The organism is Rhodococcus sp. 5G237 (assembly GCF_053764735.1).
Map to the genome: position 1 here is coordinate 74,977 of NZ_JBSNCD010000008.1, position 25,451 is coordinate 100,427.

Here is a 25,451-nt window from a genome sequence, read left to right on the forward strand (position 1 = left end):
ACACATTCGAGAACAAGGAGAACGATCCGTGTCCGAGATCTATCAGAACTTCGCCGGCGTCGCCGACCTGCACGCCCAGCTCGTGTCCGGTCAGAAGGCGATCGAGGCGACGCTCGACCGCATCGAGGGGCAGGTGGCGCCCCTCATCGCCACCTGGGACAGCGGGGCGCAGGAGCGCTACGCCGCCACGCAGGCGCGCTGGAACGAGGCCGAGGCCGGCCTCATCCAGGTGCTGCACGACATCGGTCGGGTGGTCTCGACCGGTAACGACAACATGCAGGAGGTCGAGCGACTGAACCAGCAGCGCTTCCCGGGCTGATCCGGGTCCGCCGGATCCGAGCTGATCCGGCGCTGTCACGTCCCGGTGGTGGAGAGGCCGCCGGGACGTGCTGCTGCTTCCGGGGTGCTCCGGCCGGGGGTGATCGGGGTCAGGGTTGCTGCGGCGCTTTGACCGGCCCTGCGTCCGCCCGGTAGAGTGTCCCCTCGGCGTGTCGCACGTCGTCGTGCCCTGTGGCGCGACGAACACCTCTCCCGGGTCCCAACTGGCCGCCGGGCGTGGCAACCGTCGGCATGCAGGCCAGCAGCGAAACGATAGACGAGGAAGATCTGTGTCTACGTACACACCGAAGGCCGGCGACGTGACCCATCAGTGGCACGTCATCGACGCCACCGACGTGGTGCTCGGCCGCCTCGCGGTGCAGGCGGCAAACCTGCTCCGCGGAAAGCACAAGCCCACATTCGCGCCGCACGTCGACGGTGGTGACTTCGTCGTCATCATCAACGCCGACAAGGTTGCCGTCTCCGGCAACAAGCGGACCGACAAGTTCCTCTACAGCCACTCCGGTCACCCGGGCGGTCTGCGGGCTCGTTCCGTCGGCGAGGTTCTCGAGAAGAACCCCGACCGCCTCGTGGAGAAGGCCGTCACCGGCATGCTCCCGAAGAACAAGCTCGGTCGCGCCATCGCGAAGAAGCTGAAGGTCTACGCGGGCCCGAACCACCCCCACGCCGCGCAGCAGCCGGTGCCGTTCGAGATCAAGCAGGTGGCACAGTGACGACGCCCGAGGAACAGAACGTGAACCCCGAAGAGTACGTCGAGAACGTCGAGGTCGCTGCAGACGAGTACGTCGAGGACGTCGTCGAGGCACCTGCTGCCCCGATCGTGTTCGACCGTCCGGTCCAGACCGTCGGTCGCCGTAAGGAGGCTGTCGTCCGCGTCCGTCTCGTGCCCGGCACCGGCAACTTCACCCTCAACGGCCGCACCATCGAGGACTACTTCCCGAACAAGGTGCACCAGCAGCTCGTGAAGTCGCCTCTGGTGACGGTCGAGCGCACCGAGTCGTTCGACATCCACGCACGCCTGCACGGCGGCGGCCCGTCCGGCCAGGCCGGCGCGCTGCGTCTCGCCATCGCGCGTGCACTCACCGAGGTCACCCCCGAGGATCGCCCCGCGCTCAAGCGCGCCGGCTTCCTCACGCGTGACCCGCGTGCCGTCGAGCGCAAGAAGTACGGCCTGAAGAAGGCCCGTAAGGCATCGCAGTACTCCAAGCGCTGATGTGCCGCCGACGCTGATTTCGTCAGAGTCGGCACCTGTTCCACCACGAGAGCAGGCGTCGGTAGACATCTCCTACCGGCGCCTGCTTTCGTGCATTCTGTCCTCTATCGACACCCGCGGCGGGGGCCGCACACGACTGGGAGGCTGTGTACATGGGTCGGTTGTTCGGCACCGACGGAGTCCGGGGCTTGGCCAACGCCGAGCTCACAGTGGAGCTGGCAGTACGCCTGGCAGGCGCTGCGGCAGCGGTCCTGGCCCCGCAGGGTGCCGAGCGGCGACCGGTCGCGGTCGTGGGTCGAGATCCACGCGCGAGCGGGGAGATGCTCGAGGCGGCCGTCACGGCCGGACTCACCGCAGCCGGAGTCGACGTGGTGTCGGTGGGCGTGCTGCCCACCCCTGCGGTCGCGTACCTCACGGGTGACTACGGCGCCGACCTCGGCGTGATGATCTCCGCGTCGCACAATCCCATGCCCGACAACGGCATCAAGATCTTCGCGGCCGGCGGGCACAAGCTCGACGACGAGGCCGAGGACCGGATCGAAGCGGTGCTGCACGGCGACGCCGAGAGCGCCGCACGCCCCACCGGCTCCGGCATCGGCCGGGTACGCGTCGTGTCCGACGCCCTCGAACGTTACCTCGCGCATCTCGCGACGGCCGTGCACAAGCCGCTCACCGGTACGACCGTGGTGGTCGACTGCGCGCACGGCGCCGCCTCGCAGGCCGGCCCGGCCGCCTATGCGGCCGCGGGTGCGACGGTGATCGCGATCAACGCCGAACCCGACGGATTGAACATCAACGACGGCTGTGGATCCACGCACCTGTCCGTGCTGCAGCAGGCCGTGCTCGAGCACGGCGCCGACCTCGGTCTCGCGCACGACGGCGACGCCGACCGCTGCCTCGCCGTCGACGCGACCGGCACGGTGGTCGACGGCGACGCGATCATGGCGATCCTCGCCCTCGGCATGCACGAAGCCGGTGAACTTCCCGACGACACCCTCGTCGCCACGGTGATGAGCAATCTCGGTCTGCATCTCGCGATGCGGGCGGCGGGAATCCAGGTGCGCACCGTCGGTGTGGGTGACCGCTACGTGCTCGAGGAGCTCCGCCGCGGTGGCTACGGCCTCGGCGGTGAGCAGTCCGGTCACATCGTCCTGCCCGCGCACGGTACGACCGGCGACGGCGTGCTCACGGGTCTGCGCCTGATGGAGCGGATCGCCACGACGGGTCTGCCGCTCGCGAAGCTCGCCTCGGTGATGACATCGCTTCCGCAGGTCCTCGTGAACGTGCGGGTCCACGACAAGGTCGCCGTCGCGAACGATCCTGCGGTGGCGGACGCGGTCGCGGAGGCCGAGCGCGAACTCGGTGAGACCGGCCGGGTGCTGCTGCGTCCGTCGGGCACCGAGCAGCTTGTGCGCGTCATGGTCGAAGCCGCCGACGACGATCACGCCCGGGCGGTCGCCGACCGTCTCGCGGGAGTCGTCGCCGCCGTCTGACCTGCGCGGTCCCTGCACATCGCCGCCGCCTTCCGCTCGCAGTGCCGCTGCGGTGGAACCGGATCGCCCCGCGCTGCGTCCTAACCCTTCGAGAGGGTTCGGTGGGCGAAGGGCGGACATGGACACACAGCAGCACGACACGGCAGCGCAGCACGACACAGCTACACAGCACGGCACGATCAGGTTCGACGACGAGGCGGTGCGCGCCGTCGCGGCACGACTCGCGGAGGTCGCCGAGGACGCCGACGCCGGGATCCGTCGCGGCTTCGGTGGTCTCGTCTTCGACGGCGGCGGTGCCGGATCGACGCATCGGGCGGCCGGCGTCCGCGTCGAGACCGGCTATCGCAGGATGCGTGCTGCGTGTGAGAGCTGGGCGGCGACCGTGCAGGCGCATGCCGACGCGTTGCGCGTCGTGGCGGACACCTACCGGCACCAGGACGACGCGACCGTCATCGCCCTCACCGCTGTGACCGGTGCCGACCTCGACAGTGCCGGGTTCGGCGACGCAGGGACCCGGCAGCCGTGAGGACCTCGCCCGAGAGCGCAGGCGACATCCTCGACGCGGGAGCGCCCGGCCTGGCCCGTCTGATCGACCTCGTGCAGTCCCTGCACACTCTCGGGCTCGAGTCCGGCTGTTGCGTCGCAGACGTCCGGGCACGTTACGACGAGGAACGTGCTCTCTCGTTGCCCGCCCTCGCCGACGACGCCGCCACGACGCGCTCGCTCGCGACCTCGCTCGGTCGTCGGACCGACGAACAGCGTCGCCTCCTGCAGCAACTCGACGAGTCGTGGGACGGATCCGCCGCCGACCGGGCTCGCGCCGAGCTGACGACCACCGTCCGTGCCGGAGTGGCGTTGTGTGCGTCGCTGACCGATCTCGCGGTCGCTCTGGAGTCGGCCGCCACCGCGATCGCCGCGGCGTTGCGTGAGAAGGCCCGCGTTGTCGGGGATCTCGCGGAACGCGCCGTCGACGGTCGCACGAGGGACGAGATCGACACGATCGTCGCCGGAGCGAGCGGCGGCCCGCACGGACCGAGCCCAGAGGAGCATGCCCGCTGGTTCGGCGACCCGCCCGGTAGCAACGTGGGCGACCCGCCCGGTAGCAACGTGGGCGACCCTGCCGCCGAGTGCCGGAGATGGGTCGAAGAACGTCTGGTCCCGGCCGTCCGGGACGCCGTCGCCGTGGTGCTCGGGGCGTGTGAGGGGGCCGGCCACCGGATCGCCGGCACTGTCACCGACCTGGCGACGACCACCGAACGCGTCGCCGAGGGCGCCGGGGCGGCCGTGGGTGCGTCCGGTGCCGGGACGGTGGCTCCCGTCGTCGACGACGGGACGATGCGGCACGGACCGAGCGATCCGCCGAATCAAGGTGCACTGCTGACGGTTCCCGGGATCCGCCCGGGCGAACGCAGACGCGAACATGCCTCAGGACCGGTCGAGGACGACCACCGGCAGGACGAGAACGACGCGGGCGATGCGGGAGTCGTGCTCGCGGAAGCCGGACCGCTGTGACGCGAACGACGGTGCGTCAGCGCCCGAGGAGCAGGTTGACCTGCGTGCCGAGATCGCGATCGACGACGTCGGGGTCGGAGATCACCGTGGAGCCGGGCAGCTCGGTGGTGAGGTCGGAGAAGATCGCGTACGTCTTGTCGCCCGTGAGACGGTGCAGCAGGAAGCCGGTGAGCAGCGCACGAGTGCGTTCCTGGGTGCGACGCTCGGCACCACCGACGCCGAGAGCTCCGAGCAGGCGGCGCCCCTCGACGAGTCCTTCGTCGTTCGCCTTGTCGACGACCCGCAGCTGCACGTCGTCGCTGCCCCAGCCCCGGGCGACCGCAACGGCGTCGCTGGTCATCGACCCGATGCTCTTCTCACCGACGAGGACGAGGCCCGGTGCCCGCACGCGGCCGGCCGCCTCGGAGGCGGCGGGGGAGACGGGCGAGGAATAGAGCGCAGCGACGGCCGCGACCTCACGCCTCGCAGCGGCGAGCACCGCCGACCCGGCACCCGAGCCGTGGCCTACCAGCGCGAGCTTCGACGGATGGACACTGATCCGCCCGGTACCGAGACGCACGCCGGTGCAGATGTCGAGGGTGGTGAGCAGGTCGGTCGACAACCCGATCGCCGACGGCACCGGTCCGCGCTCGGTGTTGGGCGCGCCCACGACGATTCCCCAGGACGCGAGGTGCTCGAAGAGCTTCGTGTACTTCGTGACCCCGGTGAGCCAGCCGTGCCCGAACGCGATCGCGGGCAGGTCGAAGCCTTCCGCGGGGGTGTACACGACACCCGGCTGACCGGCGAGCGCCAGGTCGCCGCGCAGCACCGAGTGCGGGCCGCGCCGGGAGAGTTCCTGAGCCAGTTTCTTGGGGTTCGCCGCCACGGCCTGAACGTTAGCGGATGGCGCTGCCCGCCGGGGTCGGTGCGTACCGGACGGCGTGCCCCGATGCACGTGTACGGGCTCACCGGTGTGTTGTTCCCGGGCGGGGGTCGACCAGTACCCTGCTAGGCATGTGCGGAATCGTGGGCTATGTCGGGCACCGTCGTGCTCTCGACGTCGTGGTGGAAGCGCTGCGGCGGATGGAGTACCGGGGTTACGACTCGGCGGGAATCGCCATCCTCGACGGCAAGGGCGCTCTGGCCGTCGAGCGGAAGGCGGGGCGGCTGGTCAATCTGGAGGCCGAGCTCGCCGAGATCGGCGAGGAGCACTTCGCCGGTACCGCGGGGATGGGGCACACCCGGTGGGCCACCCACGGTCGTCCCACCGACCGCAATGCGCACCCGCATCGCGACGCGACCGGCAAGGTCGCGGTGGTGCACAACGGCATCATCGAGAACTTCGCGCCGCTGCGTGAGGAGCTCGAGAAGTCGGGTGTGGAGCTGGCCAGCGACACCGACACCGAGGTCGCGGTGCACCTGGTGGCCCGCGCCTACGCCGAGGGCCCGACGGCGGGCAACTTCGTCGACAGCGCCCGCAGTGTGCTGCGCAGGTTGCAGGGTGCGTTCACGCTGGTCTTCGCCCACGCCGATCATCCGGGCACGATCGTCGCGGCGCGTCGGTCGACGCCGCTGGTCGTCGGGGTCGGCGACGGTGAGATGTTCATCGCCTCGGACGTCGCGGCGTTCATCGAGTTCACCCGGGAGGCGGTCGAGCTCGGGCAGGACCAGGTCGTGGTGATCACGAACAACTCCTACGAGGTCACCGACTTCGACGGCAACACCGACGTGGCGACGCGTCCGTTCACCATCGACTGGGATCTCGCCGCCGCCGAGAAGGGCGGCCACGACTACTTCATGCTCAAGGAGATCGAGGAGCAGCCGGCCGCGGTCGCCGACACGTTGCGCGGTCACTTCGTCGACGGGTGCATCGTGCTCGACGAGCAGCGCCTGTCCGATCAGGAACTGCGCGACATCGACAAGGTGTTCGTCGTCGCCTGCGGCAGCTCGTATCACTCGGGCCTGGTCGCCAAGTATGCGATCGAGCACTGGACCCGCCTGCCCGTCGAGGTCGAGCTGGCCTCGGAGTTCCGCTACCGCGATCCGGTGCTCGACCGGTCCACGCTGGTCGTGGCGATCTCGCAGTCGGGGGAGACCGCCGACACCCTCGAAGCGGTCCGGCACGCCAAGGATCAGAAGGCGCGGGTGCTGGCGGTGTGCAACACCAACGGCGCGCAGATCCCGCGGGAGGCCGACGCGGTGCTCTACACCCGTACCGGCCCGGAGATCGGTGTGGCGTCGACGAAGGCGTTCCTGGCGCAGATGGCCGCGAACTACCTCGTGGGTCTGGCGCTGGCGCAGGCGCGCGGCACGAAGTATCCGGACGAGGTGGCCCGCGAATACCAGGACCTGGCGGCGATGCCGGAGAAGATCGCCGAGCTGCTGACCGGCATGGAGCCGGTGCGGGCGCTGGCGCGGGAGCTGTCGGCCTCGCCGGCCGTGCTGTTCCTCGGTCGGCACGTGGGCTACCCGGTCGCGCTCGAGGGTGCGCTCAAGCTCAAGGAACTGGCGTACATGCACGCCGAGGGTTTTGCCGCCGGTGAGCTCAAGCACGGCCCGATCGCGCTGATCGAGGACGGGCTGCCCGTCATCGTCGTCATGCCGTCGCCGAAGGGCCGCGCCGTGCTGCACAGCAAGCTGCTCAGCAACATCCGCGAGATCCAGGCCCGCGGAGCCGTCACCGTCGTCATCGCCGAGGAAGGCGACGAGACGGTCCGGCCGTTCGCCGATCACCTCGTCGAGATCCCGTCGTCGGCGTCGCTGCTGCAGCCGCTGTTGTCGACGGTGCCGTTGCAGGTCTTCGCCGCGGAGGTCGCGCAGGCCCGCGGTTACGACGTCGACAAGCCCCGCAACCTCGCCAAGTCGGTCACCGTCGAGTAGCGGCCCACCCGCCGCCGGTGCAGGAGGGACAGGGTAGGGGGACAATGCGCAGTTTTCACCCGTCCGACGTGGTCCGTGCGGCTGAGGCCCCGCTGCTGGCGTCCCTCCCCGAGGGGACGCTCATGCGGCGCGCGGCGTACGGACTCGCGCGGGTCGTGGCTTCCGAACTGCGCGAACGCACCGGTGGAATCGCCGGTCGGCGGGTGAGCCTGCTCGTCGGATCCGGCGACAACGGCGGCGACGCGCTGTGGGCGGGAACCTTCCTGCGCCACCGCGGCGTGTCCGTCACGGCACTGCTGCTCGACCCCGACCGGGTGCACCCCGCGGGTCTGCGGGCACTGCGGAAGGCCGGTGGGCGGATCGTCCAGGCGACTCCCGAGCACGTCGGCGACCCGGACCTCGTGCTCGACGGCATCGTCGGCATCTCCGGGCGCGGCCCGCTACGACCGGCGGCGGCCGCGGTCGTGGACGAGATCACCGTGCCGATCATCGCCGTCGACACCCCGAGCGGTGTCGATCCCGATACCGGCGCCGTCGACGGACCGGCGATCACGGCCGCGGTGACCGTCACCTTCGGCGCCTACAAGCCGGTCCATGCGCTCGCCGCCGCGCGCTGCGGCCGCGTCGAACTCGTCGACATCGGACTCACACTCCCGGAGGCCGGGCTGGTCGCGGCGGAACCGTCCGAGATCGGTGCGATCTGGCCGGTGCCCGGCGCCGAGGACGACAAGTACTCCCAGGGTGTGGTGGGTATCCGTGCCGGCAGCGCCCGGTATCCGGGGGCGGGTGTGCTGTGCACGGGCGCGGCCGTCGCCGCGACCTCCGGCATGGTGCGCTACGCCGGATCGGGTGCCTCCGAGGTGCTCGCGCGGTTCCCCGAGGTCGTCGTGTCGCCCTCGGTGGCGGAGACCGGGCGAGTGCAGGCCTGGGTCGTGGGGCCGGGCGCCGGTACCGACGACGAGGCCTGCGCGAACCTGCGCGACATCCTCGCCACCGACCTGCCGGTGCTCGTCGACGCCGACGGGCTCACGCTCCTCGCCCGCGAACCCGGTCTCGTGCGGGGCCGGTCCGCGCCCACCCTGCTCACCCCGCACGCCGGCGAATTCGCACGCCTGACCGGGCAGCGTCCCGAACCGGACCGGGTCGCGGCGGTACGTTCCCTCGCCGCCGACTGGGGTGTGCACGTGCTGCTCAAGGGCCGCGCGACTCTCGTGGCACGGCCCGACGGGCACGTCTTCGTCAACGACGCGGGCGGGTCGTGGGCGTCGACCGCGGGCGCCGGGGACGTGCTGGCCGGTGTCATCGGCTCGTTGCTCTCGTCGGGCATGCCGGTGGACCTGGCCGCGGCGGCCGGTGCTCGGGCCCATGCGCTCGCCGCGAATCTCGCTGCGCAGGACCCGGATTCTCCCGGAGCGGCGCCGATCTCGGCGAGCGCGATCCTCTCCCGCATCGGCGACTCGATTCGTCTGCTGCGCACCCACATTGCCGAATCGTGACGTGGCACACGGGGACACGACGTCGGCGTTCGACGGCACAGTGGCAGGATCGACAGACGTGACCACGACCCAACGCACCCCGCGACCTGCACGTACCGTCCTTCCCCAAGCCGAAGCCGTCATCGATCTCGGCGCCGTGGCGGAGAACGTACGAGCGCTCCGGGAGTACGCGGGTCCGGCTGCGGTCATGGCCGTCGTCAAGGCCGACGCCTACAACCACGGAGCCGTGCCGGTCGCGCGCGCCGCGCTCGCCGCAGGTGCCCGCGAACTGGGTGTGACGACGCTCGGCGAGGCACTCGAACTCCGCGCCGCGGGTATCGAGGCGCCGATCCTGTCGTGGCTGCACACCGCCGACTCCGATTTCGCTCCCGCCGTCGAGGCCGGGGTCGAACTGGGCCTGTCCTCGCCGCGCCACCTCGCGGCCGTCGTCGAGGCGGCCCGGCAGGTCGGGGTCACCGCGACCGTCACGGTCAAGGTCGACACCGGTCTCAACCGCAACGGTGTCGCCGCCGACGAGTGGGACGACATGCTGCGCGACCTGGGCCGGGCACAGGCCGAAGGTGTCGTGCGCTTGCGTGGAGCGTTCTCGCACCTCGCCCACGGCGACGAACCCGAGCATCCGGGCAACGCCGAGCAGCGCGACCGGCTCAGCGAGGCCGTTACGGATCTGCGGCGGCACCATCTGGCTCCCGAAGTGGTGCATCTGTCGAACTCCGCGGCCACCGTCACCCGTCCCGACCTGCGATTCGACATGGTTCGGCCCGGAATTGCGATGTACGGGTTGACACCGATCCCGGAACTCGGCGACCTGGGCTTCCGGCCGGTGATGACCGTGCGGGCGAGGGTGGTGCTGGTGAAGAAGGTGAAGGCGGGAGACGGCGTGTCCTACGGGCACACCTGGACCGCTCCCGCGGATACGACGGTGGCGCTGTTGCCCATGGGGTATGCGGACGGGATCCGCCGCAATCTCAGCGGGCGCATCGAGGTGCAGCTCGGCGGGCGCCGGTGCCCGCAGATCGGGCGCGTGTGCATGGATCAGGTCGTCGTCGACCTCGGCCCCGACGGGGCAGGAGTAAGCGAGGGCGACGAGGCGTTGTTCTTCGGTGACGGGCGTCATGGAGAACCGAACGCCCAGGACTGGGCCGACAAGCTGGACACGATCAACTACGAGATCGTGACCGGCATCGGCGGACGGACCGTCCGGACCTATGTCGGAGCGAAGGGAGCGTGACGTCATGTCCCTCGTGAACAGGATGGGACTCCTCGGTGCGAGCCTCGCGACGCTCGCATCGTCGGCGGGACTGTACGCGGTCAAGACCGCGGGCGCGCCCGCCCACGAGATCTATCAGAACGAGGACTTCGACGAGATCCTCCGGCTCCCGCGCCGCATCGTGACCACCGAGGACGGTGTGCCGCTCGTGGTCCGTGAGAGCGGCTCGTCGCTGGCTCCGCTCACGGTCGTGTTCGTCCACGGATACTGCCTGCGCATGCAGTCCTGGCACATGCAGTACCGACACCTGCGCGAACAGTGGGGACGCGACGTGCGTGCCGTCTTCTACGACCAGCGTGGTCACGGCGAATCCGGTTTCTCCGGTGCCGCGACGTGCACCATCGCGCAGCTCGGCCGTGACCTGGGCCGGGTGATCGACGAGGTCGCGCCCACCGGTCCGGTGGTGGTCGTGGGCCACTCGATGGGCGGCATGACCGCGATCGCCCTCGCCTCCCAGCGACCCGACCTGTTCGGTGAACGCATCGTGGGCGTCGGGCTCCTGGCGACCACCGCGGCAGGTCTGAGCAAGACCGGTATCGGACGCAATCTCGAGAACCCGGTGATCGACGCGTTCCGGTACGCGGCGCGTACCGCACCGGGATTCGTGCAGTTCGCGCGCGGCGCGGCCCGTGCCGTCGTAACCCCGATCCTGCGTGCGGCGTCCTACGGCACGGTCGTGAGCCCCCGCCTGGTGAAGTTGTCCGACCGGATGCTCGACGAGACGTCGGTGCTCACCATCGTCAACTTCCTCCGCACCCTCGAACTGCACGACGAGTCCGCGGCGCTTCCGGTTCTGGGCACCGTGCCCGTGCTGGTGCTGTCCGGCGACGCCGACATGGTCATCCCGTACGCGAGTTCCGAGGCGCTGGCGGAGGAACTGCCCGACGTCGAACTCAAGCGGGTACGTGGTGCCGGGCACCTCGTGCAGCTGGAGTTCCCCGAGGTGGTCGATCGTGCCCTCGATCGCCTGATCCAGCGGAGTTTCACGCAGGGAGCGAGCGGAAGGCAGATCGCAATTGGGTGAGTCGCAATCGAGTGGGCCGCAGGTGGGGGCGCAGAGCATCGAACTGCCGACCGTGGAGGACACCGAGGCGTTCGGGCGCAGGCTGGCAGCCGAGTTGCGGGCCGGCGACCTCGTCGTGCTCGACGGGCCGCTCGGCGCGGGCAAGACGGCGCTGACCCGCGGAATCGCCGTCGGCCTCGGCGTGGAGGGACGCGTGACCTCCCCGACCTTCGTCATCGCCCGTGAACACCGTCCCGGTAGTCCGGAGGGACGCGAACCGGTCGGGCTCGTCCACGTCGATGCCTACCGTCTCGGCGACGGACCGAACGCCCTCGACGAACTCGACGCGCTCGACCTCGACACCGACCTGACCGACACCGTCGTGGTGGTCGAATGGGGCGGTGGCCTGGTCGAGCAGCTCGCCGAACGGCATCTGAGGGTCCGGCTCCGGCGCGACCCGGGCACCGACGTCCGCCGTGCCGCGTGGGAGTGGGTCGGCTGACCCACCGGCACCCCGCATGCCGGTGGCTTCCGTCACTGCGCACCGACCGGGCAGGTCGCGCGGGGTAAGCTGGTACATCGTGCTCGTGCTCGCTGTCGATACCGCCACCCCCGCCGTGACCTCGGGAGTCGTCCGTCTCGACCGCGGTCGGGACGATGCCCGGCCCGAGACGGTCGCTGCGCGCGTGCTCGACAATCCGCGAGCGCACGCCGAAGTTCTCACCCCGCAGATCCTCGAATGCCTCGCCGAGGCCGGCGCCGCACCCACCGATCTCGACGCGATCGTCGTCGGCATCGGACCGGGTCCGTTCACGGGTCTCCGTGTCGGCATGGCCACCGCTGCAGCCTTCGGTGATGCTCTCGGAATCCCCGTGCACGGTGTGTGCAGCCTCGACGCGATCGCCGCGGACGTCCACCGGGAACACGGTACGGACGACGATCTGCTCGTCGTCACCGACGCCCGTCGTCGCGAGATCTACTGGGCACGCTATTCCGGTGGCTGCCGTGTCGAAGGACCCGAGGTGCGCAAGCCCGCCGACGTGCCCGCCGAGCCGTCGGTGCGGGTGGCAGGCTCGCCGTCGCACGTCGCGCTGTTCGACCTCCCGGCGGTGGACGTGCAGACGCCGTCCCCGGCGGGCCTGGTGATCGTCGCCGCCGACGCCCTGCGCGCGGGCGCCGCCCCGGAGCCGCTCGTGCCCCTGTACCTGCGCCGCCCCGACGCGGTGGAGACCGCGAACCGCCGAGCATGACCAGTACACCCGAGGAGAACACGGCCGCGGAGAACGCGGTCGTCATCGACGCGCTACGTCCGGAGGACGCACCACGCTGCGCCGAACTCGAACAGATCCTGTTCCCCGGCGACGACCCGTGGAGCGCCGATGCCTTCCGTTCGGAGTTGGCTTCGCCTCACAATCGCTACTTCGCGGCACGCGATCCGCAGGGCCGGCTGATCGGTTACGCGGGACTCGCGCGACTCGGTACGGCCATCGAACCCGAATCCGAGGTGCACACCATCGGCGTGGACCCCGCCGCGCGCCGCCGGGGGATCGGCGGAGCCCTCCTGGGGGAGTTGCTGGCCGTCGCCGACCGCTGGGGAGGACCGGTCTTCCTCGAGGTGCGCACCGACAACGACGCGGCGATCGCCCTGTACCGGCGCGAGGGCTTCGAGATCGTCGGAACCAGGAAGCGTTACTACCAGCCGAGCGGCGCGGACGCGTACACGATGCGTCGTCCGGATCCGCGAGAGGAGTCACCGGCGTGAGCACCACCAGCCCCCGATTCGAGCTGCCCGAGCGCCCCGTCGTGATGGGCATCGAGAGTTCGTGCGACGAGACCGGTGTCGGCATCGTCCGCTGGGTGGGTGGCGGCACCCTCGAGCTGATGGCCGACGCCGTGGCGTCGAGCGTGGACGAGCACGCCCGCTTCGGCGGTGTGGTGCCGGAGATCGCATCCCGCGCCCATCTCGAGGCCATGGGGCCGACGATGCGGCGCGCCCTCGACGAGGCCGGGATCGAGAAGCCGGACGCGGTGTGCGTGACCATCGGTCCGGGACTTGCGGGAGCACTGCTCGTCGGTGTCGCCGCCGCCAAGGCCTACGCGGCAGCATGGGACGTGCCGTTCTTCGCGATCAACCACCTCGCGGGCCATGTCGCGGTCGACACCCTCGAGCACGGACCGATGCCGCCCTGCGTGGCGCTGCTCGTCTCCGGTGGTCACACCCACCTGCTGCACGTCGAACATCTCGGCAAGCCCATCGTCGAACTCGGCACCACCGTCGACGACGCCGCCGGGGAGGCCTTCGACAAGGTCGCGCGACTGCTGGGGCTCGGTTATCCCGGCGGTCCCGAGGTCGACAGGCTGGCCCGCCAGGGCGACCCCACCGCAGTCGTGTTCCCGCGGGGCATGACCAGTCCGCGCGACGCGCGTCACGACTTCTCGTTCTCCGGTCTCAAGACCGCGGTGGCCCGCTTCGTCGAAGCGAAGGAACGTGCGGGCGAACCGGTGCCGGTCGCCGATGTTGCTGCGGGTTTCCAGGAGGCGGTGGCGGACGTGCTCACCATGAAAGCCGTGCGGGCCGCCCAGGATCTCGGTGTCGACACGCTCGTCCTCGGTGGTGGAGCGACCGCCAACAGCCGGTTGCGCGCGCTCGCCGAGGAACGGTGCGCTGCCGCGGGTATCACCCTGCGTGTGCCGCGACCGAAGCTGTGCACCGACAACGGTGTCATGATCGCGTCGCTGGGCGCGCATCTCATCGCCGCGGGGGCGCAGCCGTCCTCGCTGGGCGCTGCGACGGATCCGGGCCTGTCGGTGTCGGTGTCGCAGGTCGTCGCCTGACCGTTCCCGACCGATCCGTCGCCCGAGGAGGGCGCTCCGCCTAGGTGGGGGCGATCTCCGAGGTTCCGGATCCGGTGGTGGTCTCCCCGGTGGTCGTGTCGCCCGTCGTGGTCTGTCCGGTGGACGGCACGGTCGTGCTCTCCTCCGTGACGGACGCGATCGTGGAGGACACGTCGGTCGGATATGCGCCGGTGGACGACGCGGACGGCGTCTCGGTCGGCGATGTGGTCGACGGGGGGGTCGGGCTCACGCCGGTGCTCGGTTCGGTCGTCTCCGGATCGGTGGGCGCAGGGCTCGTCGTCTCCGGCGGCGTGGTCGGCTCGGTGGTGTCGGGAGCCGTCGTGTCCGGAGCTGTGGTGTCCGGAGTGGTCGTGTCCGGAGCCGTGGAGTCCGGATCGGGCCTCGGTGCGGTCTCGGAATCCGGCGACGTGAACGGTCGGTCCGTGTCGGACTCTTCCTCCGCTGTCGACCCGGGTGTCGGCACCTGATCTATCGGTGTGGGTGTCACGGTGGTGCTCGACGACTCGGGCACGGTGGGCCACGGATCCTGGGTCGACGGAACGGTGTGCTCGACGGTCGGCAACGGCCAGGGAACCGTCGTGGGCGCGGGTGCGTCCTGGGTGCTCCGGGACGTCACGGGTTCGGGCGGCGGGTCGTGGGACGGGACGGCCGACCCGCCGGGACCGGCCTCCTGCGTGGGGACGTCGCCGCTCGTGAAACGCGGCGACACCTGGGCGTCGCTGCTGTCTCGTTCGGTGAAGTGCTGGGTGGCGAAGCCGGCCATGATCGCGCTGAGCACCAGGAGCCCGGCGACCGCACCGGAGACACGACCCGAGGATCGGTTGCCGGTGCGCGACAGGGCACCGACCACGGTGTATCCGACCGAGGACGGGGAATCGGCCGACAGCGCCGCACCGATCGCGGCAGCCGCTCCCGGTTCGGGGACGGTGACGATCTCGCCGTCGAACTCCGCCGAGATCGCCGCGGCGAGGACGGGGGACGCGGCCGCGCCTCCGATGAGGGCCATGGTCTCGGGAACCGGATCGGTGCTCGAGCAGATGCGCCGCGTGAACGCCGCCGCTTCGTCGGCGAGATCGGTCGTCAGTTCGTCCAGTTGCGCTCGGGTGAGGGTGACCGTCGCGTCGGGACCGGCCTCGGCGATGTCGATGCGGGTCGTCGTCGCCGAGGAGAGTGCCTCCTGGGCGCCGTGGCACCGGGCCGCCAGCAGGCCGGGGTCGATCTGCCGCCGGGTGCGCATCCGCTCGGTGGCGTTGCGGACATGATCGAGCACACGTGCGGTCAGGGCGTCGCCGCTGACGGTCTCGGTGCGTGCGGACCGCAGCAGGGTGCCGGTCGCGCGGTCGAGGACGGAGACGGTCGTGCCGGTGGCTCCGATGTCCACGAGCGCGATCGCGCCGGGTTCGCGACGGACCCCCACGGTGTAGAGGTATTCGAGGGCGGCGGTGGTCTCCGCAACGAGGCGGACCATGTGGCCCGTCCGCTCGGCGGCCGTGCGGATCTCGTTCGCCTGTTCCTCGGTGCGGTATGCGACTGTGATGATGTCCGGGCTGTCGGCTCCGCGGGCGGTTCCGCGAGGAGACGTGAGCGAGACGGCGTCGAAGACGAGATCTCCGAGATCGCGCCCGGGCTGCGACTCGGAGGCGAGTCTGCGGAATTCCGTTGCGGGCGCGTGTGCAGCATCGACGCGCAGGGCCGAGCCGACGCCGGAGGCGCCGACGGAGATGCCGAGCGACGTGGGCATTGTTCACCTTCCGTGCGTGATCGACGACCAGGCGTCCAGGGCCTACCTCGGCTGAGGTCACCGAACGATCACGCTCATGGGTTTCCGTTATTCAACCGTAACATAGCGTCGGGTTCCACGCAGGTCGGCGTGTTTGCACACGTTGCCCTTGAGCGCTGGCACTCTCGTGTATAGAGTGCTAGTGACACCGAGCGCCGGCCCGGCACCCGCGACGACGGGACGCGTGCGGAGTCACCGTGATGACTGAACACACCCGTGTTCGAGAACACCGGTTCTCGGACCCCATTACCCCTGAAAGTGGAGGGCTCATCGTGGCGAGCGTGAACATCAAGCCGCTCGAGGACAAGATCCTCGTCCAGGCCAACGAGGCCGAGACGACGACTGCCTCCGGCCTGGTCATCCCGGACACGGCGAAGGAGAAGCCCCAGGAGGGCACCGTCGTCGCCGTCGGCCCCGGCCGCTGGGACGAAGATGGCGACAAGCGCATCCCGCTGGACGTCAAGGAAGGCGACGTCGTCATCTACAGCAAGTACGGCGGAACCGAGATCAAGTACGCCGGCGAGGAGTACCTGATCCTGTCTGCGCGCGACGTCCTGGCTGTCGTCGCCAAGTAGGCCGCTTGCATTCCGCCCCGGTGTCCCGTTTCGGACCCGGGGCGGAATACGTTGGGGAACATCCGAGTCCAGGAGTAGTCGCAGAACATGTCCAAGCAAATCGAGTTCAACGAGACCGCGCGGCGGGCTCTCGAGCGCGGTGTCGACCAGCTGGCCGACGCCGTCAAGGTGACGCTCGGCCCGCGTGGTCGGCACGTCGTGCTCGCCAAGGCCTTCGGTGGTCCCACCGTCACGAACGACGGTGTGAGCATCGCCCGTGAGATCGAGCTGGAGGATCCGTTCGAGAACCTCGGCGCCCAGCTCGTCAAGAGTGTCGCGACCAAGACCAACGACGTCGCGGGTGACGGCACCACCACCGCGACCGTTCTCGCCCAGGCGCTGGTCAAGGTCGGCCTGAAGAACGTTGCCGCAGGCGCCAATCCGATCGCGCTCGGTGCCGGTATCGCCCAGGGTGCGGACAAGGTGAGCGAGGCGCTGCTCGCTGCCGCCACTCCCGTCGAGGGCAAGACTGCCATCGCGCAGGTCGCTACCGTGTCCTCGCGCGACGAGGAGATCGGTGAGATGGTCGGCGAAGCGCTGACCCGCGTCGGGGAGAACGGTGTCGTCACCGTCGAGGAATCCTCCACGCTGAGCACCGAACTGGTCGTCACCGAGGGCGTGCAGTTCGACAAGGGCTTCCTGTCGCCCTACTTCATCACGGACATCGACGCGCAGGAAGCGGTCCTCGAGGACGCGCTCGTCCTGCTGTACCGCGAGAAGATCAGCTCGCTTCCCGACTTCCTCCCGCTCCTCGAGAAGATCGCAGAGTCCGGCAAGCCGGTCCTGATCATTGCCGAGGACATCGAGGGCGAGCCGCTGTCGACCCTCGTGGTCAACGCGATCCGCAAGACCCTCAAGGCCGTTGCCGTCAAGGCTCCGTACTTCGGTGATCGCCGGAAGGCCTTCCTCGAGGACCTCGCCGTCGTCACCGCGGGTACGGTCATCAACTCCGATCTGGGTCTGTCCCTCAAGGAGGCCGGACTCGACCTGCTCGGCTCGGCCCGCCGTGTCGTGGTGACGAAGGACAGCACCACGATCGTCGACGGTGCCGGTACCGCCGAGGACATCGAGGCGCGCGCCGCTCAGCTGCGTCGTGAGATCGAGGCCACCGAGTCCGACTGGGACCGCGAGAAGCTCGAAGAGCGCCTCGCGAAGCTCGCCGGTGGCGTCGCGGTCATCCGTGTGGGTGCGGCGACCGAGACGGACCTCAAGGAGCGTAAGTTCCGCGTCGAGGACGCAGTCAACGCCGCGAAGGCGGCCATCGAGGAGGGCATCGTCCCGGGTGGCGGGTCGGCTCTCGTACAGGCCGCACGCTCGCTCGAGGAGCTTCAGGCGTCCCTCTCCGGCGACGCCGCCACGGGCGTGGCCGCGCTGCGCACCGCGCTCACCGCGCCGCTGTACTGGATCGCCACGAACGCCGGCATCGACGGTGCGGTGGTCGTGAGCAAGGTCGAGGAGAGCGGTCAGGGCTTCAACGCCGCGACCCTCTCCTACGGCGACCTCGTCGCCGAGGGTGTCGTCGACCCGGTGAAGGTGACGCGCTCCGCTGTCGTCAACGCCGCGTCGGTTGCACGCATGGTGCTCACCACCGAGAGCGCCGTCGTCGACAAGCCGGAGGAAGAGGCCGAGGCCGGGCACGGCCACGGTCACGCGCACTGAGCGACCGGTCAGGGCCGCGGACCCGCCGCCCGGCGGGTCCGTAGGTCGAGCCGGACGTGAAAGTCGTTCCGGACGGCACGAATACAGCGAGGCCCCGCAAGGAATGTTCGCATTCCCTGCGGGGCCTTCGTCGTATCGACGCATCTCCTCCAACCGGCCTCCGGTCGTACCGTCACGGTCGTGTCGACATGGTCACGACCCGACGGCGTCGTCACGGGGCGGGTAACCGCCTCACACAGCGACCTTCCGCCGTCGTTGCCTCGTGTACATCTCCCGCTCGGTCTCCGACATACCGCCCCAGATGCCGTACGGCTCGGCGACGGCGAGGGCGTGGTCGCGGCAACGGGCCAGCACGGGGCAGGTGCGGCACAGCTCCTTCGCGCGGTTCTCCCGCTGGGCGCGGGCACGACCGCGCTCTCCGTCGGGATGGAAGAACACCGAGGAGTCCACACCACGACACTTACCGTGCATCTGCCAATCCCAGAGGTCCGCGTTGGGGCCGGGCAGTGTGTGTGGTGCAGGCATGTGGCACTCCTTTGCAGCAAGCTCGCGTGAGTTGTGCGAGCGGACCGTGGACACATCGGGATTCCCGCTGTGATCCGAATCAAACAAACTCACCGTAGGATCTGTATCGATTCGTCGTCAATATTTTCGATGAGTGGGATAGTCCATAACCGAACGGCCAAGATTTAACCGCGGAAATATTTACTTTCGTGAGGAGTCGTGCCTGTGCGCTGCGGGCGGGGGCGATCCGCGGTATTCTCCGCTCCCGATATGGGTAGAAGGTCCCTTACTCGCTGGTAACCCGGCCTTTCGGCGGCCTGATGTGGCTCCGACGCGGGCTTGGAGAGCAGGGGCGGCACCCTACATGCACCGCGCATGTTTTAACGCGATGTTTAACAAAATGTTCGGAAATGTCTTCTGCGCATCCCTGCGTTCCAATCATCGAGACTATTTGCGCTCACGGTGATAATTTCTCTCCGGCAAATGCCCGGCGCCGGCCCGGAGCCCCGCGTATCGCCGGTATCCGCTGGTGCGATGATTCCGCGATGGCACATTCCGACGCCCGCCGGCACACGGCACCGACACCGTCCGACCGTCACGCGATCCTGGTCGCCGCGGCCTTCGGCCCGACCCCGGGGGCACACCCGCTCCCTGCGGCGCACGGACCCGAACAGAACTGGTTGCGGGCCGTCGCGCTCGGTGGGCAGGGACGTTACGCCGCCGCGCGGGCCGAGCTGGCCCGAGTGCGTGGAACCGGAGGAGTGTGGTCGTCGTTCGGCGCGAGCACCGAGGCCTCCCTTCTCCGTCAGTTGGGCGGACATCGCGCCGCCGCCGTCCTGGACGGACGTGCTCTCGCCGAGGCGGGGTCGCTGCGAATCGGCTCCGGGAACACTGTCGCTGCACAGTGCGACGCCGCCACGGGGTTGGCGGCCGATGCGCTCGGGCGGGGCCGTCTCGCGGTGTGCGGGTCGCTCCTCGACCGATGCGCAGCCGCTCTCGACGCTGCCGAATCGGAAGCGGGGGAGAAGGCCTTCGTGCGACAGCGGATCCGTCTCGCATGGGTCGGGGCCGAATCCGCTCTCGCGGCAGGCGACTTCACCCGTGCGCGCAGCCAGGCGGACCGCGCAGTGGAACTTGCGGACGGATTCGGATCGATCCGGCACTCCGTGAAGTCGGACCTCGTGCGGTCGGCCTCTCTGACCGGACTGCCCGACCACGGTCCGGCCATGGACCTGGCCGCCGACGTCCTCGCGCGTGCGGAGGAACACGGACTGATTCCGTTGCAATGGGCCGCGGCGATGCTCCTCGACGGGCTGGGGGCAGGGAGAGATGCGGGTCGCGTCCGTGACGACGATGCGGCACCCGGCCGTGATCTCGACGCGGGACGCGTCCGTGACTTCTGCGCGACCGTGATCAGGGGGCATGGGGGTCGCTTCGTGACCTCGTCTGCCTGTTGAGTTCCATTCGCGCGCGGGGGGTGACCCGACCGGTCGGTCGTTGTAGTTACTCTGGGGGTGTTCCACGGTCAGGTGGAAGCCCGCCCGGGGGGGTGGTGCCGTCTGTAACGCCAGGACTTGCGCAATCGATGACTGTTATGGGTGAGGAGTTGGACTCCGCGGTTGCTGCGGCTGCGCAAGGCGACCGGGCGGCTCTCGCTCAGGTTCTTGCAAGTGTCCGGCCCCTCGTCGTGCGGTACTGCCGCGCACGGGTCGGATCTGCAGAGCGCGGCCAGCTCTCTGCAGACGACGTTGCACAGGAGGTGTGCCTGGCCGTGATGACCGCTCTGCCGAGATATCAGGACCAAGGCCGCCCCTTCATGGCGTTCGTGTACGGGATCGCTGCTCACAAGGTCGCCGACGCGCACCGCAGTGCGGCCCGCAACCGCGCGGAACCCGTGGCGGATGTGCCGGAGGTGATGTCGCTCGACGACAGCCCCGAGGAATACGCGATCAACTCCGAGGCGGGCCGGCAGATGAAGCAGCTGCTGGGCATCCTGCCGGAGAAGCAGCGCGAGATCCTCATCCTCCGTCTCGTCATGGGATTGTCGGCCGAGGAGACGGCCGCAGCAGTCGGTAGTACTGCAGGAGCCATCAGGGTGGCCCAGCACCGGGCCATCGCGAGACTCAAGAAGGAAGTCACGAGAGCAGGTGAGCGGAATGGGTAGGGGGCGTTTCTCGGACGACGGCTTCGACGACGAGTTTCCCGACGGCGAAACCTCCGTGGACCTCGCCGCCGTGCGTCGTGACGACGCGCTGATCGATGCGATCTCCGGTAACGGGCTCGTCGAGACGAAGGACACCGAAGAGTACGAACTCGCCACGCTGCTCGCCGACTGGCGTGCAGAGATCCTCGCCGAACCGATGCCCGCCGGCCCCGACCTCGACGAAGTGGTCGCCGCCGTCCATCGCGAACTGGGGACGCGGGAAACGCTCGCTCCGACCCCGGAGGTCACCCCTCTGCGCCCGAGATCGAAGGGGCAACTCCGGTTGCTCCGTCCGCTCGCAGGTGCAGCAGCGCTCGTCGCCGTCGCCGTCGGCAGCGCGACCGCGGTGTCCTACGGCGCCGAGCCCGGCGACCCGTTGTGGGGCGTCAAGCAGGTCGTGTTCAGTGAGCAGGCGCAATCCACCGAGGCCCGGATCGACACCACATCGACCCTGCAACGTGCCGAACAACTCATCGCCGAGGGCCACACGGAAGAAGCACGCGAGTTGCTGACGTCCGCGGAGTCCCGTTCGGGCGACGTCCGGGACGCAGAGGAGCGCGATGCGCTCGGCGACTGGGCGCAACGCCTCGCCGAGGAACTCGGCCGGTTGGTGCCGCAGGTGCCTCCGCCGCCGGCAGCGCCGGTGGCACCCGAGGCACCGGTGGTTCCCGGTGCCGTCGTGCCCCCGCCGGTCACGACGCCCGGCACGGAAGGGCAGCAGCCCGCTCCCACAACGGGTACCGACACGGGCACCACCGCCCCGCCCACGTCGTCGACGACCGTGGATCCGACCATTCTGCAGGCGCCGCCTCCGGTGTCCGCCACGTCCACGCCGTCGCAGACCGCGCCGCCGCCGTCCTCCAGCACGCAGCCGTCACCTCCGCCGAGCGAACCGCCGCCGCCGGCGACGTCGGAGTCCGCAACCCCTGCACCCACCACGACCGCGTCGTCGCCGCGGTCGACGCAGGACGGACCGGGAGCAGATTTCGCTCCGGGGTCCGTGACCACTTCGGAAGGCGGCTAGAAGTACCGAACGACCCGGGCCCGGCAGCATGTGCTGTCGGGCCCGGGTCGTTCGTGGAAGTGACGTGATGCGTGGTCCGCGTGGGGAACGGTCGGTCAGGAATCCAGACCGTAGGGGTCGACGGGAAGAGCCTCGTTCATGGACGCGTCCGCGTAGCCGCGGCAGTAGTCCCAGGTGACATAGGCGTCGGGGGACGGATCGAAGGCCGGCTCGTGCGGTCTGACGGTGCCGTCGACGAGCAGCTGCAGCAGGTTCGCTCGCAGCATGTCCCAGTCGTGGTAGTGGTCCTGGTGGCAGTCCTCGCAGCACACCACGAGTCCGCGGACGCCGCGGGGAGCCAGCAGCGCCTCGTAGACGGCCAGGTCTGCGAGGTCCTCTTCCACCGCGAGCCGCTCCGCAGGATCCAGGGGCTGGCCCGGCTCGATCGCGTCCAGTGCTGCGGACGGATCGTCGGGGTCTCCTGCGAACGGGTCCGGTGGGAGTCCGGGAGGCAACTGATCACGCACGACTCCACGGTACGCAGAACGAGGGGGTCTGCGCCAGCGGTCGCCAGGGGACACGCCGTGAAATCACACGGGGTGATGTGAGGAACATCGGGGAACAGGGTGGGAGCCGAGCTTGTTCCTCCGAACAGATAACATGAATGGGTGCGTGCCGCTCTCCAACCGCCCGTCGGTGCGACGAGCGTGCACAGCCTTCATTCATTCCCGCTGCCGGACGGTTCTGCCGTCCGCTCCCATCGACTGTCACGGAGGGTCCGAACCGCATGAGTAGTACCGGAGGGCGCGTGCACACCGGCGGTGACGACCCGAACAAGGTCGCAATGCTGGGTCTGACCTTCGACGACGTGCTGCTGCTTCCCGCGGCTTCCGACGTCGTCCCGAGTCAGGTCGACACGTCGAGCCAGCTCACCCGCGAGATCCGCCTGCGGATCCCGCTGGTCAGCTCCGCCATGGACACCGTCACCGAGTCCCGCATGGCCATCGCGATGGCCCGGGCCGGTGGCATGGGCGTGCTGCATCGCAACATGCCCACCGAGGTGCAGGCCGCGCAGGTCGAGACCGTCAAGCGGTCGGAGGCCGGCATGGTCACCGATCCCGTCACCTGCAAGCCGACCGACACGCTGGCCGAGGTCGACGCGATGTGTGCGCGATTCCGCATCTCGGGTCTGCCGGTCACCGACGACGAGGGTCAGCTCGTCGGCATCATCACCAACCGCGACATGCGGTTCGAGGTCGACCAGAACCGCCCGGTCGCCGAGGTCATGACGAAGGCTCCGCTGGTCACGGCCCGCGAAGGCGTCACCGCCGAGGCCGCGCTCGGTCTCCTGCGTCGCCACAAGATCGAGAAGCTGCCGATCGTCGACGGTCAGGGAAAGCTCACCGGCCTGATCACAGTCAAGGACTTCGTCAAGACCGAGCAGCACCCCAACGCCACGAAGGACCGCGACGGCCGTCTGCTCGTCGGCGCCGCCGTGGGTGTCGGCGACGATTCCTGGACCCGCGCCATGACCCTGGTCGACGCCGGAGCCGACGTTCTCGTCGTCGACAGCGCCCACGGCCACTCGGCCAACGTGCTGTCGATGATCTCCAAGCTCAAGACCGAGGTCGGCGACCGCGTGCAGATCATCGGCGGCAACGTCGCGACCCGCGAGGGCACCGAGGCGCTCATCAATGCCGGCGTCGACGCGGTCAAGGTCGGTATCGGCCCCGGCTCGATCTGCACCACGCGTGTCGTCGCGGGTGTCGGCGCGCCGCAGATCACGGCGATCCTCGAGGCGTCCACGGTGGCGCGCGCCCACGGTGTGCCGGTCATCGCCGACGGCGGTATGCAGTTCTCCGGCGACGTCGCCAAGGCTCTGGCGGCCGGTGCGTCCACCGCGATGCTCGGTTCGCTGCTCGCCGGCACGACCGAGTCCCCGGGTGAGCTGATCCTGGTGAACGGCAAACAGTTCAAGAGCTACCGCGGCATGGGTTCGCTCGGCGCGATGCAGAGCCGCGGTCAGGCCAAGTCGTACTCGAAGGACCGCTACTTCCAGGACGACGTGCTCTCCGAGGACAAGCTCGTGCCCGAGGGCATCGAGGGACGCGTGCCGTTCCGCGGCCCGCTGCAGCAGGTCACGCACCAGCTCATCGGTGGCCTGCGCGCAGCGATGGGCTACACCGGCGCGACGACGATCGAGCAGCTGCAGGAGGCGCAGTTCGTGCAGATCACCGCCGCCGGCCTCAAGGAGAGCCACCCGCACGACATCACGATCACCGCCGAGGCACCGAACTACGTGGTCCGGTAGTTTTCGCGTTCGCAGCAGGGTCCCGTTCCGAGTAGGACGGGAGCATCGTCCAAGAGGAGAAAGGGGCGCGCGTGCGCGACCTCGTTGAAATCGGCATGGGTCGCACGGCCCGACGTACGTACGAGCTGGGCGACGTCGACATCGTCCCGTCGCGCCGGACGCGTTCGTCGAAGGAGGTGTCGACGGCCTGGCAGATCGACGCCTACCGTTTCGACATCCCGGTGCTGGCGCACCCCACCGACGCGCTGGTGTCGCCCACCTTCGCGATCGAGCTGGGCAAGGCCGGCGGTCTCGGCGTCATCAACGGCGAGGGCCTGTGGGGTCGTCATGCCGATGTCGACGCCGTCGTCGCCCGTCTCGCGGAGATCGCGAGCACGGATCCGCGCGCGGCCGTCCGCTACCTGCAGGAACTGCACGCGGCTCCGCTGCAGGGCGATCTGCTGGCCGCGGCCGTCGCACAGGTGCGGGATGCGGGTGTCACCACCGCGGTCCGCGTCAGCCCGCAGAACGCGCGCGCGCTCACGCCCGAGCTCGTGAAGGCGGGCATCGATCTCCTCGTGGTCCAGGGCACCATCATCTCGGCCGAGCACGTGGCCCACGGTGAGGACGAGCCGCTGAACCTCAAGACGTTCATCTCGGAGCTCGACGTGCCGGTCATCGCCGGTGGCGTCAGCGACCACCGCACCGCGCTGCACCTGATGCGCACCGGTGCGGCCGGTGTCATCGTCGGCTTCGGCTCCACGAAGCAGGCGACCACCACGTCCTCCTCACTCGGCATCGGTATCCCGATGGCCACGGCCATCGCCGACGCGGCTGCGGCCCGGCGCGACTACCTCGACGAGACCGGGGGCCGCTACGTCCACGTGCTCGCCGACGGCGACATCGAGAACGCCGGCGACCTCGCGAAGGCGATCGCGTGCGGCGCCGACGCGGTGGTGCTCGGCGCGCCCCTGGCTCTCGCCGAGGAGGCCGCAGGCAAGGGTTGGTACTGGCCGTCCGTGGCCGGGCATCCGTCGATGCCGCGCGGCGCTGCGGTCCGGATCGCCGAGGACGGACGACCGGGCCTCGGCCGGGTGCTGTTCGGCCCCTCCGACGACCCCTCCGGTTCGCTCAATCTCGTGGGTGGTCTGCGTCGATCGATGGCGAAGGCCGGATACTCCGATCTGAAGGAATTCCAGAAGGTCGGTCTGTCGGTCCGCGGATAAGGACCTTCCCGGTACATCCCGATGGCCGGTCACAGCGTCGCAGGACGCGGTGACCGGCCATCGGCATTTCTCACCCTTTGTTTTCGTGCAACTCCACGTAACGGGTAGAGTCTGAGATGTGCCTGTAGTCA

Annotated in this window: 25 protein-coding genes; 21 read left to right on the forward strand and 4 right to left on the reverse strand. The window is 69.6% G+C overall.

Annotated features, from left to right (window positions below):
- The first annotated feature begins 28 nt into the window (after positions 1 to 28).
- The 6 genes from ACWPOC_RS19460 to ACWPOC_RS19485 all read left to right on the forward strand — a co-directional run bounded on the left by ACWPOC_RS19460 (position 29) and on the right by ACWPOC_RS19485 (position 4,557).
- Positions 29 to 319: a WXG100 family type VII secretion target gene (locus ACWPOC_RS19460; RefSeq protein ID WP_016690931.1), complete on the forward strand. Its 291-nt coding sequence runs from the start codon at positions 29 to 31 to the stop codon at positions 317 to 319.
- A 289-nt stretch (positions 320 to 608) separates the two neighbouring features.
- Positions 609 to 1,052 (forward strand): 50S ribosomal protein L13, encoded by a 444-nt coding sequence (gene rplM / locus ACWPOC_RS19465; protein WP_006550055.1) that lies wholly within the window; start codon positions 609 to 611, stop codon positions 1,050 to 1,052.
- On the forward strand, positions 1,049 to 1,552 hold the full coding sequence (gene rpsI, locus ACWPOC_RS19470; protein WP_006550056.1) for a 30S ribosomal protein S9: 504 nt from the start codon (positions 1,049 to 1,051) through the stop codon (positions 1,550 to 1,552). The genes rplM and rpsI overlap by 4 nt, the downstream gene beginning before the upstream one ends.
- 152 nt (positions 1,553 to 1,704) lie before the next feature.
- A complete protein-coding gene (glmM, locus tag ACWPOC_RS19475) occupies positions 1,705 to 3,045 on the forward strand; it encodes a phosphoglucosamine mutase (RefSeq protein WP_120279952.1) in 1,341 nt (446 codons plus the stop codon).
- Positions 3,046 to 3,163: 118 nt separating this feature from the next.
- A complete protein-coding gene (locus tag ACWPOC_RS19480) occupies positions 3,164 to 3,571 on the forward strand; it encodes a hypothetical protein (protein ID WP_120279951.1) in 408 nt (135 codons plus the stop codon).
- Positions 3,568 to 4,557: a WXG100 family type VII secretion target gene (locus tag ACWPOC_RS19485; protein ID WP_455409191.1), complete on the forward strand. Its 990-nt coding sequence runs from the start codon at positions 3,568 to 3,570 to the stop codon at positions 4,555 to 4,557. Before ACWPOC_RS19480 ends, ACWPOC_RS19485 begins: the two co-directional genes overlap by 4 nt.
- Positions 4,558 to 4,573: 16 nt before the next feature.
- Here the strand turns inward: ACWPOC_RS19485 and ACWPOC_RS19490 are convergent, their stop codons facing one another.
- Positions 4,574 to 5,422 (reverse strand): alpha/beta hydrolase family protein, encoded by an 849-nt coding sequence (locus tag ACWPOC_RS19490; RefSeq protein WP_120279949.1) that lies wholly within the window; start codon positions 5,420 to 5,422, stop codon positions 4,574 to 4,576.
- A 128-nt stretch (positions 5,423 to 5,550) separates the two neighbouring features.
- Here ACWPOC_RS19490 and glmS point away from each other — a divergent pair, with 128 nt between their 5' ends.
- From glmS to tsaD, 8 genes are all read left to right on the forward strand, one after another.
- Positions 5,551 to 7,416, forward strand: coding sequence for a glutamine--fructose-6-phosphate transaminase (isomerizing) (glmS, locus tag ACWPOC_RS19495; RefSeq protein ID WP_120279948.1), 1,866 nt, complete (start codon positions 5,551 to 5,553; stop codon positions 7,414 to 7,416).
- A 44-nt stretch (positions 7,417 to 7,460) separates the two neighbouring features.
- Positions 7,461 to 8,912, forward strand: a complete 1,452-nt coding sequence (locus ACWPOC_RS19500; RefSeq protein ID WP_455409192.1) for an NAD(P)H-hydrate dehydratase — start codon at positions 7,461 to 7,463, stop codon at positions 8,910 to 8,912.
- A gap of 58 nt (positions 8,913 to 8,970) precedes the next feature.
- Positions 8,971 to 10,143 carry an alanine racemase gene (gene alr, locus ACWPOC_RS19505; protein ID WP_455409193.1) on the forward strand — a complete coding sequence of 391 codons (1,173 nt, stop codon included), beginning with the start codon at positions 8,971 to 8,973 and terminating at the stop codon, positions 10,141 to 10,143.
- 4 nt (positions 10,144 to 10,147) lie between these two features.
- Positions 10,148 to 11,206 (forward strand): alpha/beta fold hydrolase, encoded by a 1,059-nt coding sequence (locus tag ACWPOC_RS19510; RefSeq protein WP_159417822.1) that lies wholly within the window; start codon positions 10,148 to 10,150, stop codon positions 11,204 to 11,206.
- Positions 11,207 to 11,228: 22 nt separating this feature from the next.
- Positions 11,229 to 11,687 (forward strand): tRNA (adenosine(37)-N6)-threonylcarbamoyltransferase complex ATPase subunit type 1 TsaE, encoded by a 459-nt coding sequence (gene tsaE / locus ACWPOC_RS19515; protein WP_159417823.1) that lies wholly within the window; start codon positions 11,229 to 11,231, stop codon positions 11,685 to 11,687.
- 79 nt (positions 11,688 to 11,766) lie between these two features.
- The gene (gene tsaB, locus ACWPOC_RS19520) at positions 11,767 to 12,435 is read left to right on the forward strand and encodes a tRNA (adenosine(37)-N6)-threonylcarbamoyltransferase complex dimerization subunit type 1 TsaB (protein WP_159417824.1); all 669 of its coding nucleotides are present in this window, start codon (positions 11,767 to 11,769) and stop codon (positions 12,433 to 12,435) included.
- Positions 12,432 to 12,947 (forward strand): ribosomal protein S18-alanine N-acetyltransferase, encoded by a 516-nt coding sequence (rimI, locus tag ACWPOC_RS19525; protein ID WP_159417825.1) that lies wholly within the window; start codon positions 12,432 to 12,434, stop codon positions 12,945 to 12,947. The genes tsaB and rimI overlap by 4 nt, the downstream gene beginning before the upstream one ends.
- Positions 12,948 to 12,991: 44 nt before the next feature.
- Positions 12,992 to 14,020, forward strand: a complete 1,029-nt coding sequence (tsaD, locus tag ACWPOC_RS19530) for a tRNA (adenosine(37)-N6)-threonylcarbamoyltransferase complex transferase subunit TsaD (RefSeq protein ID WP_455409239.1) — start codon at positions 12,992 to 12,994, stop codon at positions 14,018 to 14,020.
- A 40-nt stretch (positions 14,021 to 14,060) separates the two neighbouring features.
- Here the strand turns inward: tsaD and ACWPOC_RS19535 are convergent, their stop codons facing one another.
- The gene (locus tag ACWPOC_RS19535) at positions 14,061 to 15,782 is read right to left on the reverse strand and encodes an Hsp70 family protein (RefSeq protein WP_455409194.1); all 1,722 of its coding nucleotides are present in this window, start codon (positions 15,780 to 15,782) and stop codon (positions 14,061 to 14,063) included.
- 311 nt (positions 15,783 to 16,093) lie between these two features.
- Here ACWPOC_RS19535 and groES point away from each other — a divergent pair, with 311 nt between their 5' ends.
- Both groES and groL read left to right on the forward strand, forming a co-directional pair.
- Positions 16,094 to 16,396, forward strand: a complete 303-nt coding sequence (gene groES / locus ACWPOC_RS19540; protein WP_006550071.1) for a co-chaperone GroES — start codon at positions 16,094 to 16,096, stop codon at positions 16,394 to 16,396.
- A gap of 87 nt (positions 16,397 to 16,483) precedes the next feature.
- On the forward strand, positions 16,484 to 18,094 hold the full coding sequence (groL, locus tag ACWPOC_RS19545) for a chaperonin GroEL (protein WP_120279941.1): 1,611 nt from the start codon (positions 16,484 to 16,486) through the stop codon (positions 18,092 to 18,094).
- A gap of 231 nt (positions 18,095 to 18,325) precedes the next feature.
- On the opposite strand, the gene ACWPOC_RS19550 is transcribed toward groL, so the two are convergent.
- A complete protein-coding gene (locus tag ACWPOC_RS19550; RefSeq protein ID WP_006550073.1) occupies positions 18,326 to 18,619 on the reverse strand; it encodes a WhiB family transcriptional regulator in 294 nt (97 codons plus the stop codon).
- A gap of 524 nt (positions 18,620 to 19,143) precedes the next feature.
- Here ACWPOC_RS19550 and ACWPOC_RS19555 point away from each other — a divergent pair.
- The 3 genes from ACWPOC_RS19555 to ACWPOC_RS19565 all read left to right on the forward strand — a co-directional run bounded on the left by ACWPOC_RS19555 (position 19,144) and on the right by ACWPOC_RS19565 (position 21,825).
- Positions 19,144 to 20,055 (forward strand): hypothetical protein, encoded by a 912-nt coding sequence (locus ACWPOC_RS19555; RefSeq protein ID WP_120279940.1) that lies wholly within the window; start codon positions 19,144 to 19,146, stop codon positions 20,053 to 20,055.
- A 128-nt stretch (positions 20,056 to 20,183) separates the two neighbouring features.
- Entirely contained in the window at positions 20,184 to 20,762 is a 579-nt protein-coding gene (locus tag ACWPOC_RS19560) for a sigma-70 family RNA polymerase sigma factor (RefSeq protein ID WP_019288580.1), read from the forward strand.
- Positions 20,755 to 21,825 carry an anti-sigma-D factor RsdA gene (locus ACWPOC_RS19565; protein WP_183070542.1) on the forward strand — a complete coding sequence of 357 codons (1,071 nt, stop codon included), beginning with the start codon at positions 20,755 to 20,757 and terminating at the stop codon, positions 21,823 to 21,825. Before ACWPOC_RS19560 ends, ACWPOC_RS19565 begins: the two co-directional genes overlap by 8 nt.
- Before the next feature lie 95 nt (positions 21,826 to 21,920).
- On the opposite strand, the gene ACWPOC_RS19570 is transcribed toward ACWPOC_RS19565, so the two are convergent.
- Positions 21,921 to 22,331, reverse strand: a complete 411-nt coding sequence (locus ACWPOC_RS19570) for a DUF5319 domain-containing protein (RefSeq protein ID WP_006550077.1) — start codon at positions 22,329 to 22,331, stop codon at positions 21,921 to 21,923.
- A gap of 260 nt (positions 22,332 to 22,591) precedes the next feature.
- Here ACWPOC_RS19570 and guaB point away from each other — a divergent pair, with 260 nt between their 5' ends.
- Positions 22,592 to 24,115 (forward strand): IMP dehydrogenase, encoded by a 1,524-nt coding sequence (guaB, locus tag ACWPOC_RS19575; protein WP_455409195.1) that lies wholly within the window; start codon positions 22,592 to 22,594, stop codon positions 24,113 to 24,115.
- Between the two features lie 71 nt (positions 24,116 to 24,186).
- Positions 24,187 to 25,320, forward strand: a complete 1,134-nt coding sequence (locus ACWPOC_RS19580; protein WP_159417830.1) for a GuaB3 family IMP dehydrogenase-related protein — start codon at positions 24,187 to 24,189, stop codon at positions 25,318 to 25,320.
- Positions 25,321 to 25,451: the final 131 nt, after the last annotated feature.